Source organism: Streptomyces sp. Ag109_O5-1, from assembly GCF_003814875.1.
GTDB lineage: Bacteria > Actinomycetota > Actinomycetes > Streptomycetales > Streptomycetaceae > Streptomyces > Streptomyces sasae.
The window spans coordinates 389,415-404,007 of the sequence record NZ_RKQF01000001.1 but is presented as its reverse complement, the minus strand read 5'-3'; the positions used below and the strand labels follow the sequence as shown (position 1 = coordinate 404,007).

Annotated in this window: 16 protein-coding genes; 7 read left to right on the top strand and 9 right to left on the bottom strand. The window is 71.9% G+C overall.

Going from position 1 to position 14,593, the window contains the following annotated elements; genetic code table 11:
* Positions 1 to 122 precede the first annotated feature (122 nt).
* Positions 123 to 440 (top strand): ANTAR domain-containing protein, encoded by a 318-nt coding sequence (locus EDD90_RS01835; protein ID WP_123971409.1) that lies wholly within the window; start codon positions 123 to 125, stop codon positions 438 to 440.
* Positions 441 to 443: 3 nt separating this feature from the next.
* Here the strand turns inward: EDD90_RS01835 and EDD90_RS01830 are convergent, their stop codons facing one another.
* Positions 444 to 1,232, bottom strand: coding sequence for an RNA polymerase sigma factor SigF (locus EDD90_RS01830; RefSeq protein ID WP_123971408.1), 789 nt, complete (start codon positions 1,230 to 1,232; stop codon positions 444 to 446).
* Positions 1,233 to 1,507: 275 nt separating this feature from the next.
* Here EDD90_RS01830 and EDD90_RS01825 point away from each other — a divergent pair, with 275 nt between their 5' ends.
* The 5 genes from EDD90_RS01825 to EDD90_RS01805 all read left to right on the top strand — a co-directional run bounded on the left by EDD90_RS01825 (position 1,508) and on the right by EDD90_RS01805 (position 4,982).
* On the top strand, positions 1,508 to 1,963 hold the full coding sequence (locus EDD90_RS01825) for a MarR family winged helix-turn-helix transcriptional regulator (RefSeq protein WP_123971407.1): 456 nt from the start codon (positions 1,508 to 1,510) through the stop codon (positions 1,961 to 1,963).
* Positions 1,960 to 2,787, top strand: coding sequence for an ABC transporter ATP-binding protein (locus EDD90_RS01820; RefSeq protein ID WP_123971406.1), 828 nt, complete (start codon positions 1,960 to 1,962; stop codon positions 2,785 to 2,787). The genes EDD90_RS01825 and EDD90_RS01820 overlap by 4 nt, the downstream gene beginning before the upstream one ends.
* Positions 2,747 to 3,601 (top strand): ABC transporter permease, encoded by an 855-nt coding sequence (locus EDD90_RS01815; protein ID WP_123971405.1) that lies wholly within the window; start codon positions 2,747 to 2,749, stop codon positions 3,599 to 3,601. The genes EDD90_RS01820 and EDD90_RS01815 overlap by 41 nt, the downstream gene beginning before the upstream one ends.
* Before the next feature lie 194 nt (positions 3,602 to 3,795).
* The gene (locus EDD90_RS01810; protein WP_123971404.1) at positions 3,796 to 4,323 is read left to right on the top strand and encodes a hypothetical protein; all 528 of its coding nucleotides are present in this window, start codon (positions 3,796 to 3,798) and stop codon (positions 4,321 to 4,323) included.
* A 230-nt stretch (positions 4,324 to 4,553) separates the two neighbouring features.
* On the top strand, positions 4,554 to 4,982 hold the full coding sequence (locus EDD90_RS01805; RefSeq protein WP_123971403.1) for a VOC family protein: 429 nt from the start codon (positions 4,554 to 4,556) through the stop codon (positions 4,980 to 4,982).
* 5 nt (positions 4,983 to 4,987) lie between these two features.
* Here the strand turns inward: EDD90_RS01805 and hemC are convergent, their stop codons facing one another.
* The 7 genes from hemC to EDD90_RS01770 all read right to left on the bottom strand — a co-directional run bounded on the left by hemC (position 4,988) and on the right by EDD90_RS01770 (position 12,654).
* Positions 4,988 to 5,923, bottom strand: coding sequence for a hydroxymethylbilane synthase (hemC, locus tag EDD90_RS01800; RefSeq protein WP_123971402.1), 936 nt, complete (start codon positions 5,921 to 5,923; stop codon positions 4,988 to 4,990).
* Between the two features lie 208 nt (positions 5,924 to 6,131).
* The gene (locus EDD90_RS01795) at positions 6,132 to 7,094 is read right to left on the bottom strand and encodes an ATP-dependent DNA ligase (protein WP_123980780.1); all 963 of its coding nucleotides are present in this window, start codon (positions 7,092 to 7,094) and stop codon (positions 6,132 to 6,134) included.
* Between the two features lie 93 nt (positions 7,095 to 7,187).
* Entirely contained in the window at positions 7,188 to 7,871 is a 684-nt protein-coding gene (locus EDD90_RS01790) for a response regulator transcription factor (protein WP_123971401.1), read from the bottom strand.
* The gene (locus EDD90_RS01785; RefSeq protein ID WP_123971400.1) at positions 7,868 to 9,082 is read right to left on the bottom strand and encodes a sensor histidine kinase; all 1,215 of its coding nucleotides are present in this window, start codon (positions 9,080 to 9,082) and stop codon (positions 7,868 to 7,870) included. Before EDD90_RS01785 ends, EDD90_RS01790 begins: the two co-directional genes overlap by 4 nt.
* 225 nt (positions 9,083 to 9,307) lie before the next feature.
* Positions 9,308 to 9,952 (bottom strand): response regulator transcription factor, encoded by a 645-nt coding sequence (locus tag EDD90_RS01780; protein WP_123971399.1) that lies wholly within the window; start codon positions 9,950 to 9,952, stop codon positions 9,308 to 9,310.
* The gene (locus EDD90_RS01775) at positions 9,940 to 11,118 is read right to left on the bottom strand and encodes a histidine kinase (protein WP_123980778.1); all 1,179 of its coding nucleotides are present in this window, start codon (positions 11,116 to 11,118) and stop codon (positions 9,940 to 9,942) included. The genes EDD90_RS01780 and EDD90_RS01775 overlap by 13 nt, the downstream gene beginning before the upstream one ends.
* A 45-nt stretch (positions 11,119 to 11,163) precedes the next feature.
* Positions 11,164 to 12,654 (bottom strand): MFS transporter, encoded by a 1,491-nt coding sequence (locus tag EDD90_RS01770; RefSeq protein ID WP_123971398.1) that lies wholly within the window; start codon positions 12,652 to 12,654, stop codon positions 11,164 to 11,166.
* Positions 12,655 to 12,863: 209 nt separating this feature from the next.
* On the opposite strand from EDD90_RS01770, the gene EDD90_RS01765 reads away from it, so the two are divergent.
* The gene (locus EDD90_RS01765) at positions 12,864 to 13,520 is read left to right on the top strand and encodes a TetR/AcrR family transcriptional regulator (protein WP_123971397.1); all 657 of its coding nucleotides are present in this window, start codon (positions 12,864 to 12,866) and stop codon (positions 13,518 to 13,520) included.
* On the opposite strand, the gene EDD90_RS01760 is transcribed toward EDD90_RS01765, so the two are convergent.
* The gene (locus EDD90_RS01760) at positions 13,504 to 14,544 is read right to left on the bottom strand and encodes a zinc-binding dehydrogenase (protein WP_123971396.1); all 1,041 of its coding nucleotides are present in this window, start codon (positions 14,542 to 14,544) and stop codon (positions 13,504 to 13,506) included. The two genes, EDD90_RS01765 and EDD90_RS01760, sit on opposite strands and share 17 nt — an antisense overlap.
* Positions 14,545 to 14,593: the final 49 nt, after the last annotated feature.

Genomic DNA, 14,593 nt, shown 5'->3' with positions numbered 1-14,593 from the left:
TCGTGTCCTGGTGTCGGGGCCGGCTGGGGAACCGGTCTGACACCAGTCTCCAACCGGAAGCGGCAGAAACGCCTGCCGAGTACCCCGGTGGCAGGGGGCCGGACGAGTGACACGATGGGGGGATGGGCGAAAGCGAGCCTGACAGGATTTTCCACCTCCAGGAAGAGGTCGACCAGCTCAAGGAAGCCGTCGCCTCCCATGCCGTGGTGGACCAGGCCATCGGGATGGTGGTCGCCCTCGGCCGGGTCACGCCCGACGAAGGGTGGGAGATCCTCAAGGAGGTCTCCCAGCACACCAACATCAAGCTGCGCAACGTCGCGGACCTCATCCTGGCCTGGGGGCGCACCGGCGGCATGCCCGACGAGATCCGCGCCGAACTGGCGGAAGCCCTGGAGCGGTACGGTCCGACCCAGATCCCCGGCGCGCCGCCCGTCGAGTGAGGCTCAGACCTCGGCCAGGAGTTCCTCGCGCAGTCGGTCGAAACAGGCGCTGAGCAGGCGGGACACATGCATCTGCGAGATGCCCAGCTGCTCTGCGATCCGGCTCTGCGTCATACCGCGGAAGAACCGCAGGTAGAGGATGAGCCGGTCACGCTCGGGCAGGCCCTGCAGACAGGGCTCCGCCGCGGTCCGGTCGACGATCAGGTCGTAGCCGGAGTCGTCGGCGCCGAGGGTGTCGCCGAGCACGTAACCGTCGCCGCCGGGCACCTCGGCGTCCAGCGAGAGCGCCGAGTAGCAGTCCAGCGCCTCCATCCCGGCGCGCACCTCGCTCTCGGTGAGCTGGGCGCGGGCGGCGATCTCGGCGACGGTGGGAGCGCGGCCCGGGGTGGTCTGACCGAGCTCCTTGAGGGCGACCCGGACCCGGTTGCGCAGCTCCTGGACCCGGCGCGGGACATGCAGGGTCCACATGTGGTCGCGGAAGTGGCGCTTGATCTCGCCGGTGATCGTCGGCACGGCGTACGCCTCGAAGGCCCGGCCACGCTCCGGGGCATAGTGGTCGACGGCCTTCACCAGTCCCAGTGCGGCGACCTGGTAGAGATCCTCCAGGGTCTCCCCGCGGCCGCGGAACCGTACGGCGATGCGCTCGGCCATCGGCAGCCAGAGCTCGACCAGTTCGTCCCGCAGCGCCCGGCGCTGCGGCCCCTCGGGCAGCTCGGCCAGTCGTACGAAGTCCTGGGCCGTGTCCGGGGCGTCGTCGTGCGGATGGGACCTGGGTTTGCAGGTGGTACGCATCGCGCGCACCTCCCTCAGCATGTGCTGGGTGGACTGACACCGTGGGAGGAACGCGCTCGGACCGTCGGGGGTCACGGGGCGGCCGGGCGGAAGCCGGCTCCCACGCATGTGCCTCCGGTCCGAAGCACTGATCTGCGAATGCCCTGAATAGGGTAAAGGGAAACAATTAACCCGAAAAGGTGAGATTGTTCTCATGTGGCCTACAGTCGCGGCCGGGGTCTCCCTTGACTCCCCCTTGAAGGAGATATCTCTGTAGCAGAGGTAATCTTCCAGGTGTGGAATCGCAGACCTTTCCGGAAGAGCTGGGCGACGCCCTTCTCGGCATCCAGCGGCTGATCCGCCGCCGCTTGCGCCGCGGGCTGGCGCTGCCCCGGCTGCGGGGCGCCGAGGTCGAGCTGCTGCGCCTGGTCGAGTCGCGGCCGGGGATCGGCATCTCGGACGCGGCCAAGGAGCTGTACCTGGCGAGCAACTCGGTGTCGACCCTGGTCAACCAGCTAGTCAAGGACGGCTACCTGCTGCGGGAGACCGACCCCGCCGATCGCCGTGCCGCCCGGCTGCTGCTGACCGAGGCCGCCGCCGAACGCCTCGCCGACTGGCAGCGGCGCCGCACGGAACTCGTCGCCGGCCGGGTCGCCCGGCTCGACGAGGCCGACCGGGAAGCGCTGAGAGCGGCGCTTCCGGCGCTGCGCAGGCTGGCCGTCACCCTGAACGAGGAGGCCGAGGAATCATGACGCCGGACACCACCGCAGTCGCCTGCACCGGGCTTTCGTACTCCTTCGGGGACACCAAGGCCGTCGACGGGCTCGACCTGACCGTCGGCGAGGGCGAGGTCTTCGGACTGCTGGGCCCCAACGGCGCCGGCAAGACCACCGCCATCCGCTGCATCACCACCCTGCTCCCCGTGCCCGCCGGAATGGTCCGCGTCTTCGACCACGACACCGGCAGGGACCGGATGGCCGTACGGCGGCTGCTCGGCTATGTCCCGCAGCAGCTGTCCGCCGACAGCGGGCTCACCGGACGCGAGAACGTCGCCCTGTTCGCCCGTGTCTTCGACGTCCCCCGGCGCGAACGCGCCGAACGGGTCGCCCAGGCGCTGGAGGCCGTCGACCTCGCCGACGCCGCCGACCGGCTCGCGGGCACCTACTCCGGCGGCATGGTCCGCCGTCTCGAACTGGCCCAGGCCCTGGTCAGCGCACCCCGGCTGCTGATCCTCGACGAGCCCACCATCGGCCTCGACCCGATCGCCCGCACCAGCGTGTGGGACCAGATCAACGCCGTACGCGAGGCCACCGGCATGACCGTCCTCGTCACCACCCACTACATGGACGAGGCCGACCAGCACTGCCACCGGGTCGGCCTGATGCACCGCGGCCGCATCCGCGCCCTCGGCACGCCCACCGAGCTCCGCCGGGGCCTGGCCGAACGCCAGGGCACCGACACCCTGCCCACCCTCGAAGACGTCTTCCGCGACGTGGCCGGCAGCGGCCTCGACGAGCAGTCAGGAGGATTCCGCGATGTCCGAAGCACCCGCCGCACCGCGAACCGCGTCGGCTGAGCACACGGGAGCGGCGTCCCTGCTGCTCACCCCGCCCAAGCCGCGCTCCGGCTGGCGGCTGCTGCCCGCCCGGGTCCTCGCCATGTGCGCCGTCGAGCTGCAGAAACTCCGCCACGACCGCACCGAGCTCTACACCCGGGCGATACAGCCCGCCCTCTGGCTGCTGATCTTCGGCCAGACCTTCACCCGGATCAAGGCGATACCCACCGGCGGCATCCCCTACATCGACTACCTCGCGCCGGGCATCATCGCCCAGTCCGCGATGTTCATCGCCATCTTCTACGGCATCCAGATCATCTGGGAACGCGACGCCGGCATCCTCAACAAGCTCCTCGTCACCCCGACCCCGCGCTCGGCACTCATCACCGGCAAGGCGTTCGCGGCCGGGGTGAAGTCCCTGATCCAGGCCGTCGTGGTGATCGTCATCGCCGCGATCCTCGGGGTCGCCCTCACCTGGAACCCGCTGAAACTGCTCGGGGTCGGCCTCGCCGTCGTCCTCGCCTCCGCCTTCTTCTCCTGCCTGTCGATGAGCATCGCGGGCATCGTCCTCAGCCGCGACCGGCTGATGGGCATCGGGCAGGCGATCACCATGCCCCTGTTCTTCGGCTCCAACGCCCTCTATCCCGTGGCGATCATGCCCGGCTGGCTCCAGGCGGTCAGCAAGGCCAACCCGCTGAGCTATCAGGTCGACGCCCTGCGCGGCCTGCTGCTCGGCACGCCCGCGCATCTCGCCCTCGACTTCGGTGTGCTGGCGGTCGCCGCGGCCCTCGGTATCACCGCCGCCTCCTCGCTGCTCGGCCGCCTGGCCCGCTGATCTTGCCGTGGGCGGCCGGCCGACGTGATGTGCGGCACGCGGGCACCACCCGCCCCGAAGACCCGGAGCGGGATAAGCCCTGCGCAACGCTTGATCAGCGATCAAAGCGGGCGAATCCCCTGGCCACAGCGCATTCCGCTCATTTGACAGTGCGCTGAGCGCACAGATAAACAGCGGGGGTCGAGAGGGGCATTGTGTACGAGCCGAACGTGGTCGGGGACTGGCACGAGTACGAGGAGCATGCCGGTCTGCGGGTCCGCGTCCACCGTCTGGAGGAGGCCGAGCCGCCCCGCGGCCGGGACGACGCCGCGGCCGGTCTGACGTACTTCAGCGCCCGGGTGACCATCGAGAACCGTGGCTCCCGCCATCACAGCGTCCAGCTGGAGGACGGCCAGATCGACGTCCGGGTCGGCCCCGACGGGGAGGGCGCGTTCATCGACTGGCGCAACTCCCAGTTCATCGAGGGCTTCGACGTCTACCCGCTGCGCCGCGCCACCGCCGTCCTCTACGCCGCCGGTCCGGAGGCCGCCCTGACCCAGGTGGACATCCAGGTCCATCTGCGCGTCGACGAGGAGTGGACCGAGCGCCGGCTGTGGGCGGGCGGCATCGGCGTACTGGAGTCGACCGCCGCCACCGCCTGCCAGGGCGCCGGACCGGGCAGCCTGGCCCACCAGGTGAGCGTCTTCCTCAAGGACCAGACGGAGCCCGGCTCCTCCGCCTGATGCGGACATCTGGAGCACGGCCGGAAACGGCGTTGCCCCCGTCCGGGACGACCGCTAACGTCGCTCGGGTGACTGCCGGGTCGGCCATGGGCCACGCACGAGTGAGGTTCCCGGCCTCGGCGTGAGCACGAGGCGGGCAAGAGGCCCGCCCCCCTTCTCCGTGTCTTTGCTCCCGGCGCCCGTGTGCGGCGCCGCACCACAGCGGATCCCGAGACCGGAGAACGTCACCGATGTCCCCTCACCCGCAGTACCCGCATGCATCCGAGCCGCCGGCGGCCGGTGTCCAGCTGAACCACACCGCCGTCTACGCGAGCGACCGGCAGCTGTCCGCCGAGTTCATCGCCGTGATCCTCGGTCTGAAGGCCGGCGCCCCGTTCGGGCCGTTCCTGCCCGTCGACCTCGGCAACGGGGTGACGCTCGACTACTACGAGAAGCGGGACGAGCCGATCCAGTCACAGCACTACGCGTTCCTCGTGCCGGACGAACAGTTCGACACGATGATCGCCCGGTTGGAGGTGCTCGGGGTCACCTACTACGCCGACCCCGCCCACTCCGAACCCGGCAGTATCAACCGGCTGTTCGGCGGTCGTGGCGCCTACTTCGACGACCCGGACGGCCACAACATGGAGATCATGACCCGGCCCTATGTCCGCCCGTAGCCGCCCTAGTGGGGGATCCCGTCGATGATCTCGCGGGCGCCCTGCCGCAGCAGCGCCACGGCGACCGAGGTGCCCAGCGTGGCCGGGTCGAGACGGCCCGCCCATTCGTGGGCGTTCAGCCGGGTCTTGCCGTCCGGGGTGAACACGCAGGCGCGCAGCGACAGTTCACCCGCGTGGTCGACACGGGCGTACCCGGCGATCGGGCTGTTGCAGTGTCCCTGGAGCACATGGAGGAACATCCGCTCGGCGGTGGCCTCCCGGTGGGTGTCCGGGTCACCGAGCCCGCTCACCGCGTCGATCAGCTCGCTGTCGCCCTCCCGGCACTGCAGCGCGAGGATGCCCGCGCCGATCGGCGGCATCATCGTCTCCGGGTCCAGCACCTCGCTGATGACGTCCGTACGGCCGATCCGCTCCAGGCCCGCCACCGCGAGCAGCAGCGCGTCCGCGTCCCCGGCGGCGAGCTTCTCCAGCCGGCGGTTGTCGTTGCCCCGGAACGGCACGCACTCCAGGTGCGGGTGGGTGGCGGCCAGCTGCGCGATCCGGCGGACCGAGGAGGTGCCGATCCGGGTGCCCGGCGGCAGCTGGTCCAGCGTCAGCCCGCCCGGGTGGACGAGGGCGTCACGGATGTCGTCCCGCTTCAGGAACGCCGCGAACATCGTCCCCGCGGGCAGCGGCCGGTCGGCCGGCACGTCCTTCACACAGTGCACGGCGAGATCGGCCTGGCCGGCCAGCAGCGCGGCGTCCACCTCCTTGGTGAACGCCCCCTTGCCCTCCACCTTGGACAGGTCGCCCAGCCACTTGTCACCGGTCGTCCTCACCGGGACGACCTCGGTGCGCACCTGAGGGTAGAGGGCGGCCAACTCGGCGCGGACACGGGCCACTTGGGCGAGGGCCATGGGCGAGTCGCGGGACACGATACGGATCAGCTCGGGCACCGACATGGCAGACACGATAGACCTTCCGGTCAACCGCGGATTCCGACATCCTGTCGGTCACGGAGCGGACCGGAGGGGCCGGAGCGGTTCCTTCGGCGGCCGGCGCAGCCGGCGTCGGCGCTGCAGAAGTCGTGGTCGCTCAGCGTGTCCCGCAGGCCGCAGGGTAGCCGTTCCGTCCGGTGGCGGCGGTGGGGAAGACGACGAACAGGGCGGTTCAGCCGTCGAATTCCGCTGGCAGGTCCGCCGCCGAATCCTCCGGCGCGAGGTCCGGACGCAGCCGCAGCCAGGACGGCTGGCGCAGCAGGCCCGCCCGGGTCCGGGTGCTGTAACCGAGCTCGCCCACCAGCCGGGGCAGCACCCAGTGCGCGCCCGTGACCGCCGGGACCGGGTCGAAGGGGCACACGCCGGTTTCGGCGGCCCGCAGCAGCGCGGCCAGTCCGGTCCGCTCCGCCTCGCTCCAGCCGGTACCCACCCCGCCGACGTACCGCAGCCGCCCGTCGGCGGAGCGCTGGCCCACCAGTACCGCGCCCGGCAGCCCGGTCAGCCGTCCCTTGCCCGGCAGCCAGCCGCCGACGATCACGTCCTCCGCCCGCATGTTCCGGATCTTGATCCAGGCGCGGGACCGCACCCCCGGTTCGTACACCGAGTCCAGCCGCTTGCACACCAGGCCCTCGAGGCCGTGCTCCCGGGTGGCCCGCAGCGCCTCGGCACCATGCCCGACGACCGCTCCCGGCGTCGACCAGTGGGCCCCGTCGAGAGCCAGTGCCTCGAGCCGTGCCCGCCGCTCCGCGTACGGCAATCTCAGCAGCGGGCCACCCTCCAGATGCAGTACGTCGAACAGCACCAGGTGGACCGGGACCCGGGACGCCAGCCGTGCCGCCCGCGCCGGGGCGTGGGCCAGCCCCATCCGGCCCTGCAGCAACTGGAAGTCGGCGCGCCCGCGTTCGTCGAGGGCCAGTACCTCGCCGTCCAGGATCGCCGGGACCCGGCCCAGCGCCCCGCCCAGCGCGCGCAGTTCGGGATAGGCTCCGGTGATCTCCGCACCGGACCGGGCGCGCAGCAGCACGCTTCCGTCGCCGGGCAGATACACGACCGCGCGCTGGCCGTCCTGCTTGGTCTCGTAGGCCCAGCGGGCGTCCTGCGCGGCGGACGGGAGCCTGCCGGCGGTGGCGAGCATGGGCGGGATCAGCGGCAGGGCGGTCACGCAGAAGATGTGGACCGGGCACGGCCGTCGCACGCGCCTTGCGGCGCCGGTTCCCCCGAACAGGCCTCAGTCGGCCCCGGCCGACGGAGGCTGCACCAGTCCCGACTGGTAGGCCATCACCACGAGTTGGGCGCGGTCACGGGCGTCCAGCTTGGTCATCGCCCGGTGGATGTGCGTGCGTACGGTCAGCGGGGACACGAACAGCTTTCCGGCGATCTCCTCGTTGGAACGGCCCTGTGCCGCGAGCGCCGTCACCTCGCGCTCGCGCGCGGTGAGCACCCGCAGCTGCTCAGGGGCGGCCAGCCGGGCGCCGGGTGCGGGCGCGGCCAGGAACCTGGTGATGAGGGTACGGGTCGCGGTGGGGGAGAGCAGCGACTCGCCGGCGGCGACCGTACGGATCCCGGCCAGCAGCGCCTCGGCCGTCACGTCCTTGCCCAGGAAGCCGCTGGCCCCGGAACGCAGTGCCTGCGCCACGTACTCGTCGACCTCGAACGTGGTGAGGATCAGCACCCGGACGCCGGACAGTTCCGGGTCGGCGCAGACGGCGGCCGTGGCGGCCAGCCCGTCGGTGCCGGGCATCCGGATGTCCATCAGCACGATGTCGGGCCGCAGCTCACGGGTGAGCGCGACCGCCTCGGCGCCGTCGGCGGCCTCGCCGACCACCTCCATGTCGTCGCAGGAGTCGATCAGGATCCGGAAGGTGGCCCGCAGCAGGGCCTGGTCGTCGGCGAGCAGCACGCGGATGGTCATGGTGTCCGTTCTTCTTCCGGTTCCGTGGTACTGGGGTGGTACAGCGGCAGCCGGGCGGTGACTTCGAAGCCGCCCCCGTCGCGGTGCCCGGCCGTGAAGGTACCGCCGACCGACTGTGCCCGTTCCCGCATCCCGATCAGCCCGAAACCGTGACCGGGGCCGGTCGCGGCCGGTGCGGTCACGGTGCCGTCGTCGGTGATCGTGAGGTCCAGACGGTCCGGGGACCAGCCGATACGGACGTACGCGGCCTCGGCCGAGGCGTGCTTGGCGACGTTGGTCAGCGCTTCCTGCACGATCCTGTACGCCGTCAGGTCCACGCCCGCCGTCAGCGGACGCGGGGTCCCCGCCACGGTGACGTGCACGGCGAGCCCCGCGGACGCACAGGCCGCGGTCAGCTTCGGCAGTTGTCCGAGGCCGGGGTTGGGGGCGAGGGGTGGATCGGGGTCGCCGGTCTGCCGCAGCAGCCCCACCGTCGCCTTCAGCTCGCGCAGCGCGGAGCCGGTCGTACCGGCGAGGCCCCGCAGGATCCCGTGCACCTGGTCGGGGTCGGTGCGCGAGAGGTGGGCCGCCGTGCCGGCCTGGGCGTTGGCCAGCGCAAGATGGTGGGCCACCACGTCGTGCAGCTCCCGGGCGATCCGCATCCGCTCCTCCGCGACCCGGTGCCGCAGCTCCTCCTCCCGGCTCCGCTCCGCGTACTCGGCCCGCGCCCGCACGGCCTCCACGTACGCACCCTGCAGGCGTACGGCGTTGCCCGCCACGACCGGCAGCAGCAGCCAGGCGGCCGGGCCGATCGTCTCCAGCGGCCAGGGGATGCCCACCGGGGCGAAGACCACGGCGGCGCTCACCACCAGCGCCAGACTGCCGAAGTAGTGACGGCGTGCGGTCGGCCGGTCGGTGTCGACCGCCAGCCGGTACAGCGCCAGCATCAGCGCGCCCAGCAGCAGCGGGGTGGGCAGATGCCCCAGCCCGGCGGCGGCCGCGGTGGCCGCCGCGCTGACGGCGACGACCGTGCGCGGCCGGGTGCGCTGCCAGAACAGGGCACCGCAGCCGACGGCGGCGAGCGCGATGGTGAGCCCGACGGCGTGCGGCTGGTCCTCGCCGCTCATGGTGATCTCGCTGCCGAACAGGAACGCGGCGAACAGCAGCACCGCGGCCATCGTGCCGACGGTGCGGGTGTGTTCTTCGGCGTAGCGCTGCCAGGGCATGCTCATCGGTCGCTCCGGTGGGTCTCCTGTGGCCATGGTCCGCGCGGGCGGGGAAAGACGGGCCCCGGTGCCGCCCGGCCCTCGCACGGGACGGACATCTTCGTATCCGCTGTGCCCGTGGACCCGACCAGGGTCCCCGTGGTCACCCCGCCGCGTCGTCGTGCGGCTGCCGACAATCGCGGCTACTGAGTACGCAGTACATGTGCCCCGGCCGCTCATCCCGGCGGCGGATCAGACGTTGTGCAGATACACCAGCACCGCCAGCACCCGGCGGTGTCCGCTGTCGCTCGGTGGCAGGCCCAGTTTCAGGAAGACGTTGCCGATGTGCTTGCTGACCGCGCGCTCGGTGACCACCAGCGTCCGGGCGATGGTCGTGTTGTCGAGCCCCTCCGCCATCAGCTTCAGCACCTCGCGCTCGCGCGGGGTGAGCGAGTCCAGCGGGGAGCCCTCGCGGCGCGTCATCAACTCCGTCACCACCTCCGGGTCCAGGGCGGTGCCGCCGCCCGCGACCCGCTCCAGTGCGTCGAGGAACTCGTCCACCCTGCCCACCCGGTCCTTCAGCAGGTACCCCACCCCGCTCGCCCCGCCACCCAGCAACTCGGCGGCGTACGACTCCTCGACGTACTGCGAGAGCACCAGCACCGGCAGTCCCGGGAGCCTACGGCGCGCCTCCAGCGCCGCGCGCAGGCCCTCGTCACGGAAGTCCGGCGGCATCCGCACATCGAGTACGGCCACGTCGGGGCGGTGCCGGAGGAGAGCCGGCAGGATCTCGGGACCGCTGCCGGCGACGGCGGCGACCTCGTGCCCGGCGGACGTCAGCAGCAGGACCAGGCCCTCCCGGAGCAGGGCGTGGTCCTCGGCGATCACCACACGCACGGCAGCTCCACCTCGATCACGGTCGGACCCCCCGGGGGGCTGGTCACGGTCGTCGTTCCGTCGAGCGCCGCGACCCGGCGGCGTATCCCGAGCAGTCCGGTGCCCCGCGACTCGTCGGCGCCGCCCTGCCCCTCGTCCCGCACCAGCACCAGCAGCCCGCGCGGCACCCGGGCCAGCCGCACCCCGGCCTCCGCCACCCCGCCGTACTTGGCCACGTTCGTCAGCGCCTCGGCCACCACGTAGTAGGCCGCGGCCTCCACGGCGGCGGGCGCCCGCGACCCGTCGGTGAGGCCGTCCAGGTGCACGGCCACCTCCAGACCGCTGCTCGCGGCCAGTGCCCGCACCGCCCCCGCCAGCCCCCGGTCGGTCAGGATCGGCGGATGGACGCCGCGCACCACGTGCCGCAGCTCGGTCAGCGCCTCCTCCGCCAGGTCCTGGGCCTGCGACAGCATGCTGCGGGCGGCCTCGGGGTCGGTGTCGTACGCCCGTCTCGCCAGACCGATCCGCATCGACAGGGAGACCAGCCGGGCCTGGGTGCCGTCGTGCAGATCGCGTTCGATACGGCGCAGTTCGGCACCGTGCGCGGCGATCGCGTCCGCCCGTGTCTCCGTCAGCTCCTCGACCCGCTCGGCCAGCCGGGCCTTCGGCGAGGGCGTGAGCAGGGCGGTGGACCAGGCCGCGTCCAGGTCGGCCAGCCGGCCGATCAACGGCAGGACGACCGCGGGCCGCCGCAGCAGACCGCACCGCACGCCGTCCACCACCAGGCCGGCCGGCCACAGCGGCACCATCAGCACGGGCAGCCAGCCGTACAGGTAGTACGCCGCCATCCAGCGGAGGTCGGTGAAGGTCCCCGGATCCCGTACGGCCGTCCTCACCCGCTCCCGCACGGTCCCGGTGAGCGGCCGATACGCCTCCGGGATCTCCCGGCCGGTCCACACAGCGGTCTGCTGCCGTTTCGCCCCGGCGATCCGCCGGATCAGCAGCACGGTCTCCGGCAGCAGAAAGGCACCGGCCACCGCGACCGTTCCGATCGCGGTGAGCAGGAGCACGGTGATGAAGAGGTACGACCCGAAGGCCGTCGCGGCGGCCAGGACGAGCCGGACAGTAGCCCGCCCGGCCTGCCGCAGGGCCGGGCCGAACCCGGGAAGCGGGCCGCCCGAGGGCATGGCCCGCTCCGCCGCGGGTCCCGGGGAACGGTTCACGTCCGCCGCTCAGCGCGCCGGCTCGGCCGAGGGCTCGGCGAGGACCGGAGCGGGCTCCGTGTCCGCCGGGCGACGGCCGGGCAGGAAGGAGGCGAGGACGAAGGCCAGGGCGGCCGCGCCCGCACCGATCGCCATGACGACCTTGAAACCGTTCTCGGACGGCAGGGTGTGGCCGCCGAGGCTGATGGTCATCTGGGACAGGATCACCCCGGCGAGGGCGCTGGCCACCGACGTGCCGATGGACCGCATCAGCGTGTTGAGGCTGTTCGCGGCGGCCGTCTCCGACGCCGGGACGGCACCCATGATCAGCGCGGGCATCGCGCCGTACGCGAAGCCGACACCGGCGCCGATGATGCAGGAGACCAGGATCAGGTGCCAGACCTCGGACATCAGGAGGATGTTGAGGCCGTAGCCAGCGCCGACGATCACCGCGCCGATCATCAGCGTGACCTTCGGGCCCCTGGACTTGGTGATCGCGGCGGAGACCGGGGCGAAGGCCATCATGACCAGACCCTGCGGAGCCATCACCAGGCCGACCGTCAGCATCGACTTGCCGAGGCCGTAGCCCGTCTGGGTCGGCAGCTGGAGCAGCTGCGGCAGCACCAGGGACATCGCGAACATCGAGAAGCCGAACGCGATCGAGGCGAGGTTGGTGAACAGCACCTGGCGGCGGACGGTGGTGCGCAGGTCGACCAGCGGCTGGGAGGTGCGCAGTTCGAAGAAGCCCCAGGCGGCGAGGACCACGACCGCGAGGGCGAACAGACCGAGCGTGGTGCCGCTCGCCCAGCCCCAGTCCGCACCCTTGGACACGGCAAGGAGCAGCGAGACCAGGCCGACCGCGAGACCGGCCGCGCCGACCGCGTCGAACCGGCCGCCCGAGCGCACCTTGGACTCCGGCACCAGCAGCATGACGAGCGCGAACGCCACGACACCGAGGGCGGCCGAGGTCCAGAACAGCACATGCCAGTTGAAGTGGTCCGCGATGAAGGCCGCGGACGGCAGACCCAGCGCGCCACCGACGCCCAGTGAGGCGCTCATCAGCGCGGTGGAACCCGCGAGCCGCTCCGGCGGCAGTTCGTCGCGCATGATGCTGATGCCCAGCGGGACCACGGCGGACGCCAGTCCCTGCAGGGTACGGCCGATGATCATCGGGACCAGCGAGTCGCTCAGCGCGGCCACCACCGAGCCGGAGACCAGCAGCACCAGGCTGATCAGCAGCATCAGCCGCTTGCCGAACATGTCGCCGATACGGCCGGCCATCGGGGTGGCCACGGCTGCGGCCAGCAGGGTCGCGGTCACCGCCCAGGCCGCGTTGGACGCGGAGGCGTTCAGGTACTTCGGCAGCTCCGGGACGATCGGGATCACCAGGGTCTGCATCAGCGAGACGGTGATACCGGCCAGGGCCAGCACCGCCACCACCGCGTTCGGATTCGGTCGCGCGGCGCTTGCGGACCCGGCGGGCCCGGCGGAGCCGACGGGCCGGACAGGGGCTTCGGACATGAGGGAAGGCCTCCGTAGGCAGGACAGGAGCGATCGATCAATGATTTAAGTCAGTCGCCTGACTTACTTTAATGGCAGGGCCCGGCGGCATCGCGTGGTGCCGCCGCGTAGGCTTTTTCGGCTGGACCTCGCCGCCCCGGGCGAGGCCCCGGTACGGCTCGCGGGACCGGCCGGTCCGGGTGGTGTGCGGTTCCGGAGCGGTGGTGGACATGGCGGGCAGGACGGCGCGGTCGGAGCAGGTCAGCGCGACGCGGGAGGCCATCCTGAGCGCGGCGGAGCGGCTGTTCGCCGAACAGGGCGTGTACGCCGTCTCCAACCGGCAGGTCGGCGAAGCCGCGGGCCAGGGCAACAACACGGCCGTCGGCTACCACTTCGGCACCAAGGCCGACCTCGTCCGCGCCGTGGCCGCCCGGCACTTCGACCGGATCGAGGAGATCAGGGTCCGGCTGCTGGCCGCGGTCGGCGACTCCGACGACGTACGGCACTGGGTGGACTGCCTGGTCCGCCCGATCACCGAACACCTCGCGAGCCTGGGCAGCCCCACCTGGTACGCCCGCTTCTGCGCCCAGGTGGCGACCGACCCGGCCCTCTACGAGATCATGATCGAGGAGTCCCTCGTCTCGCCGTCGCTGCGCGAGGCCGTGGCCGGACTCAACCGGCGGCTGCCGGAGCTGCCCGCCGAGGTCCGCGCCGAACGCGGTCAGATGGCCCGGACGCTGATCCTGCACACCTGCGCCGAGCGCGAGCGCGCCCTCGCCGAGGGCACCGCCACGCCACGTGCCACCTGGAGCGACGCGGCCACCGGACTCACCGACGCACTCCTGGGGCTGTGGCTGGCGCCCTTCACTCCTACGCATCGAAGGTGACGACGACCTTCTCCGCGGCGCCCGGCGTGAGCGCCAACTCGAAGGCGCGGTCCACCTCGGTGAACGGCACACGGTGGCTGATCAGCTTCGCGAACCGCTCGTGGTGCTCGACCAGTTCCGGGGTGACCTCGAAGATCTCGGTCGGGTAGCCCTGCGAGGCGACCAGGGTCAGCTCGCTGCGGAGCATCCCGCCGAGATCGACCTCGCCCTTCTTCTGTACGGCGACCATGACCAGCCTGGCGTGCCACTGGGCGTTGGCCACCACGGTGTCGAAGACGGCCGGGGCGCCGGCCGCGTCGAAGAAGACGTCGGTGCCGGGACGGGGCTGGCCCAGGGCGTTGGCGCTCTGCCCGTGCAGCTCGGTCAGCCGCGCGGTGACGTCCTCCTCGGCCGAGTTGATGACCGCGTCGGCGCCCACGGCCAGCGCCTTCTCCAGTCGAGCCGGGATCACGTCGGCGACGACGACGTGCCGCACGCCCCGCAGCTTCAGCCAGATCGCCGCGCCCAGCCCGATGGGCCCCGCGCCGAAGACCACCACCTTGTCGTCCGGCGCGGCCTCGGAGCGGTTGACGGCGTGCCGGGACACGGCCATCGGCTCGTTCAGGGAGGCGACCGCGAACGGCACGGTGTCCGGGAACACCGCGACGCTCCTGCCGACCTCGGCGTTCTCGATCAGCAGGTACTCGCTGAGGGCGCCGTACCGGCCGCCGCAGCCGATGATCCGGGTGGGCGCGTCCTGCGGGTTGACGACCACCCGGTCACCCACCTTCAGCCCGCTGACCTCGGCGCCGGCCTCGACGACCTCGCCGGCCGGCTCATGGCCCAGGGCCACCGGGACCAGTTCGCCGCCCAGGTGGGCGCGGGCGGGCATGCCGCCCATGTGCAGGAAGGTGACGTCGGTACCGCAGATGCCGCCCGCGCGGATCCTCAGCAGCACGTCCTTGGGGCCGGGCACGGGACGCTCGACGTCCACGACCTCGATGCGGCCGACGCCGCCGGTCTGTACGGACTTCATCGTGGCCATGGGTGACTCTCGCTTTCTGGGGGCCTTCCGGAGGCTTTCCGGAGGTGCC

Excerpts from the sequence above, each read along its gene's own strand:
- EDD90_RS01835 (WP_123971409.1), top strand. The coding sequence starts at position 123 with ATGGGCGAAAGCGAGCCTGACAGGATTTTCCACCTCCAGGAAGAGGTC.
- EDD90_RS01830 (WP_123971408.1), bottom strand. The coding sequence starts at position 1,232 with ATGCGTACCACCTGCAAACCCAGGTCCCATCCGCACGACGACGCCCCG.
- EDD90_RS01820 (WP_123971406.1), top strand. The coding sequence starts at position 1,960 with ATGACGCCGGACACCACCGCAGTCGCCTGCACCGGGCTTTCGTACTCC.
- EDD90_RS01815 (WP_123971405.1), top strand. The coding sequence starts at position 2,747 with ATGTCCGAAGCACCCGCCGCACCGCGAACCGCGTCGGCTGAGCACACG.
- EDD90_RS01805 (WP_123971403.1), top strand. The coding sequence starts at position 4,554 with ATGTCCCCTCACCCGCAGTACCCGCATGCATCCGAGCCGCCGGCGGCC.
- hemC (WP_123971402.1), bottom strand. The coding sequence starts at position 5,923 with ATGTCGGTGCCCGAGCTGATCCGTATCGTGTCCCGCGACTCGCCCATG.
- EDD90_RS01795 (WP_123980780.1), bottom strand. The coding sequence starts at position 7,094 with ATGCTCGCCACCGCCGGCAGGCTCCCGTCCGCCGCGCAGGACGCCCGC.
- EDD90_RS01790 (WP_123971401.1), bottom strand. The coding sequence starts at position 7,871 with ATGACCATCCGCGTGCTGCTCGCCGACGACCAGGCCCTGCTGCGGGCC.
- EDD90_RS01785 (WP_123971400.1), bottom strand. The coding sequence starts at position 9,082 with ATGAGCATGCCCTGGCAGCGCTACGCCGAAGAACACACCCGCACCGTC.
- EDD90_RS01775 (WP_123980778.1), bottom strand. The coding sequence starts at position 11,118 with ATGCCCTCGGGCGGCCCGCTTCCCGGGTTCGGCCCGGCCCTGCGGCAG.
- EDD90_RS01770 (WP_123971398.1), bottom strand. The coding sequence starts at position 12,654 with ATGTCCGAAGCCCCTGTCCGGCCCGTCGGCTCCGCCGGGCCCGCCGGG.
- EDD90_RS01765 (WP_123971397.1), top strand. The coding sequence starts at position 12,864 with ATGGCGGGCAGGACGGCGCGGTCGGAGCAGGTCAGCGCGACGCGGGAG.
- EDD90_RS01760 (WP_123971396.1), bottom strand. The coding sequence starts at position 14,544 with ATGGCCACGATGAAGTCCGTACAGACCGGCGGCGTCGGCCGCATCGAG.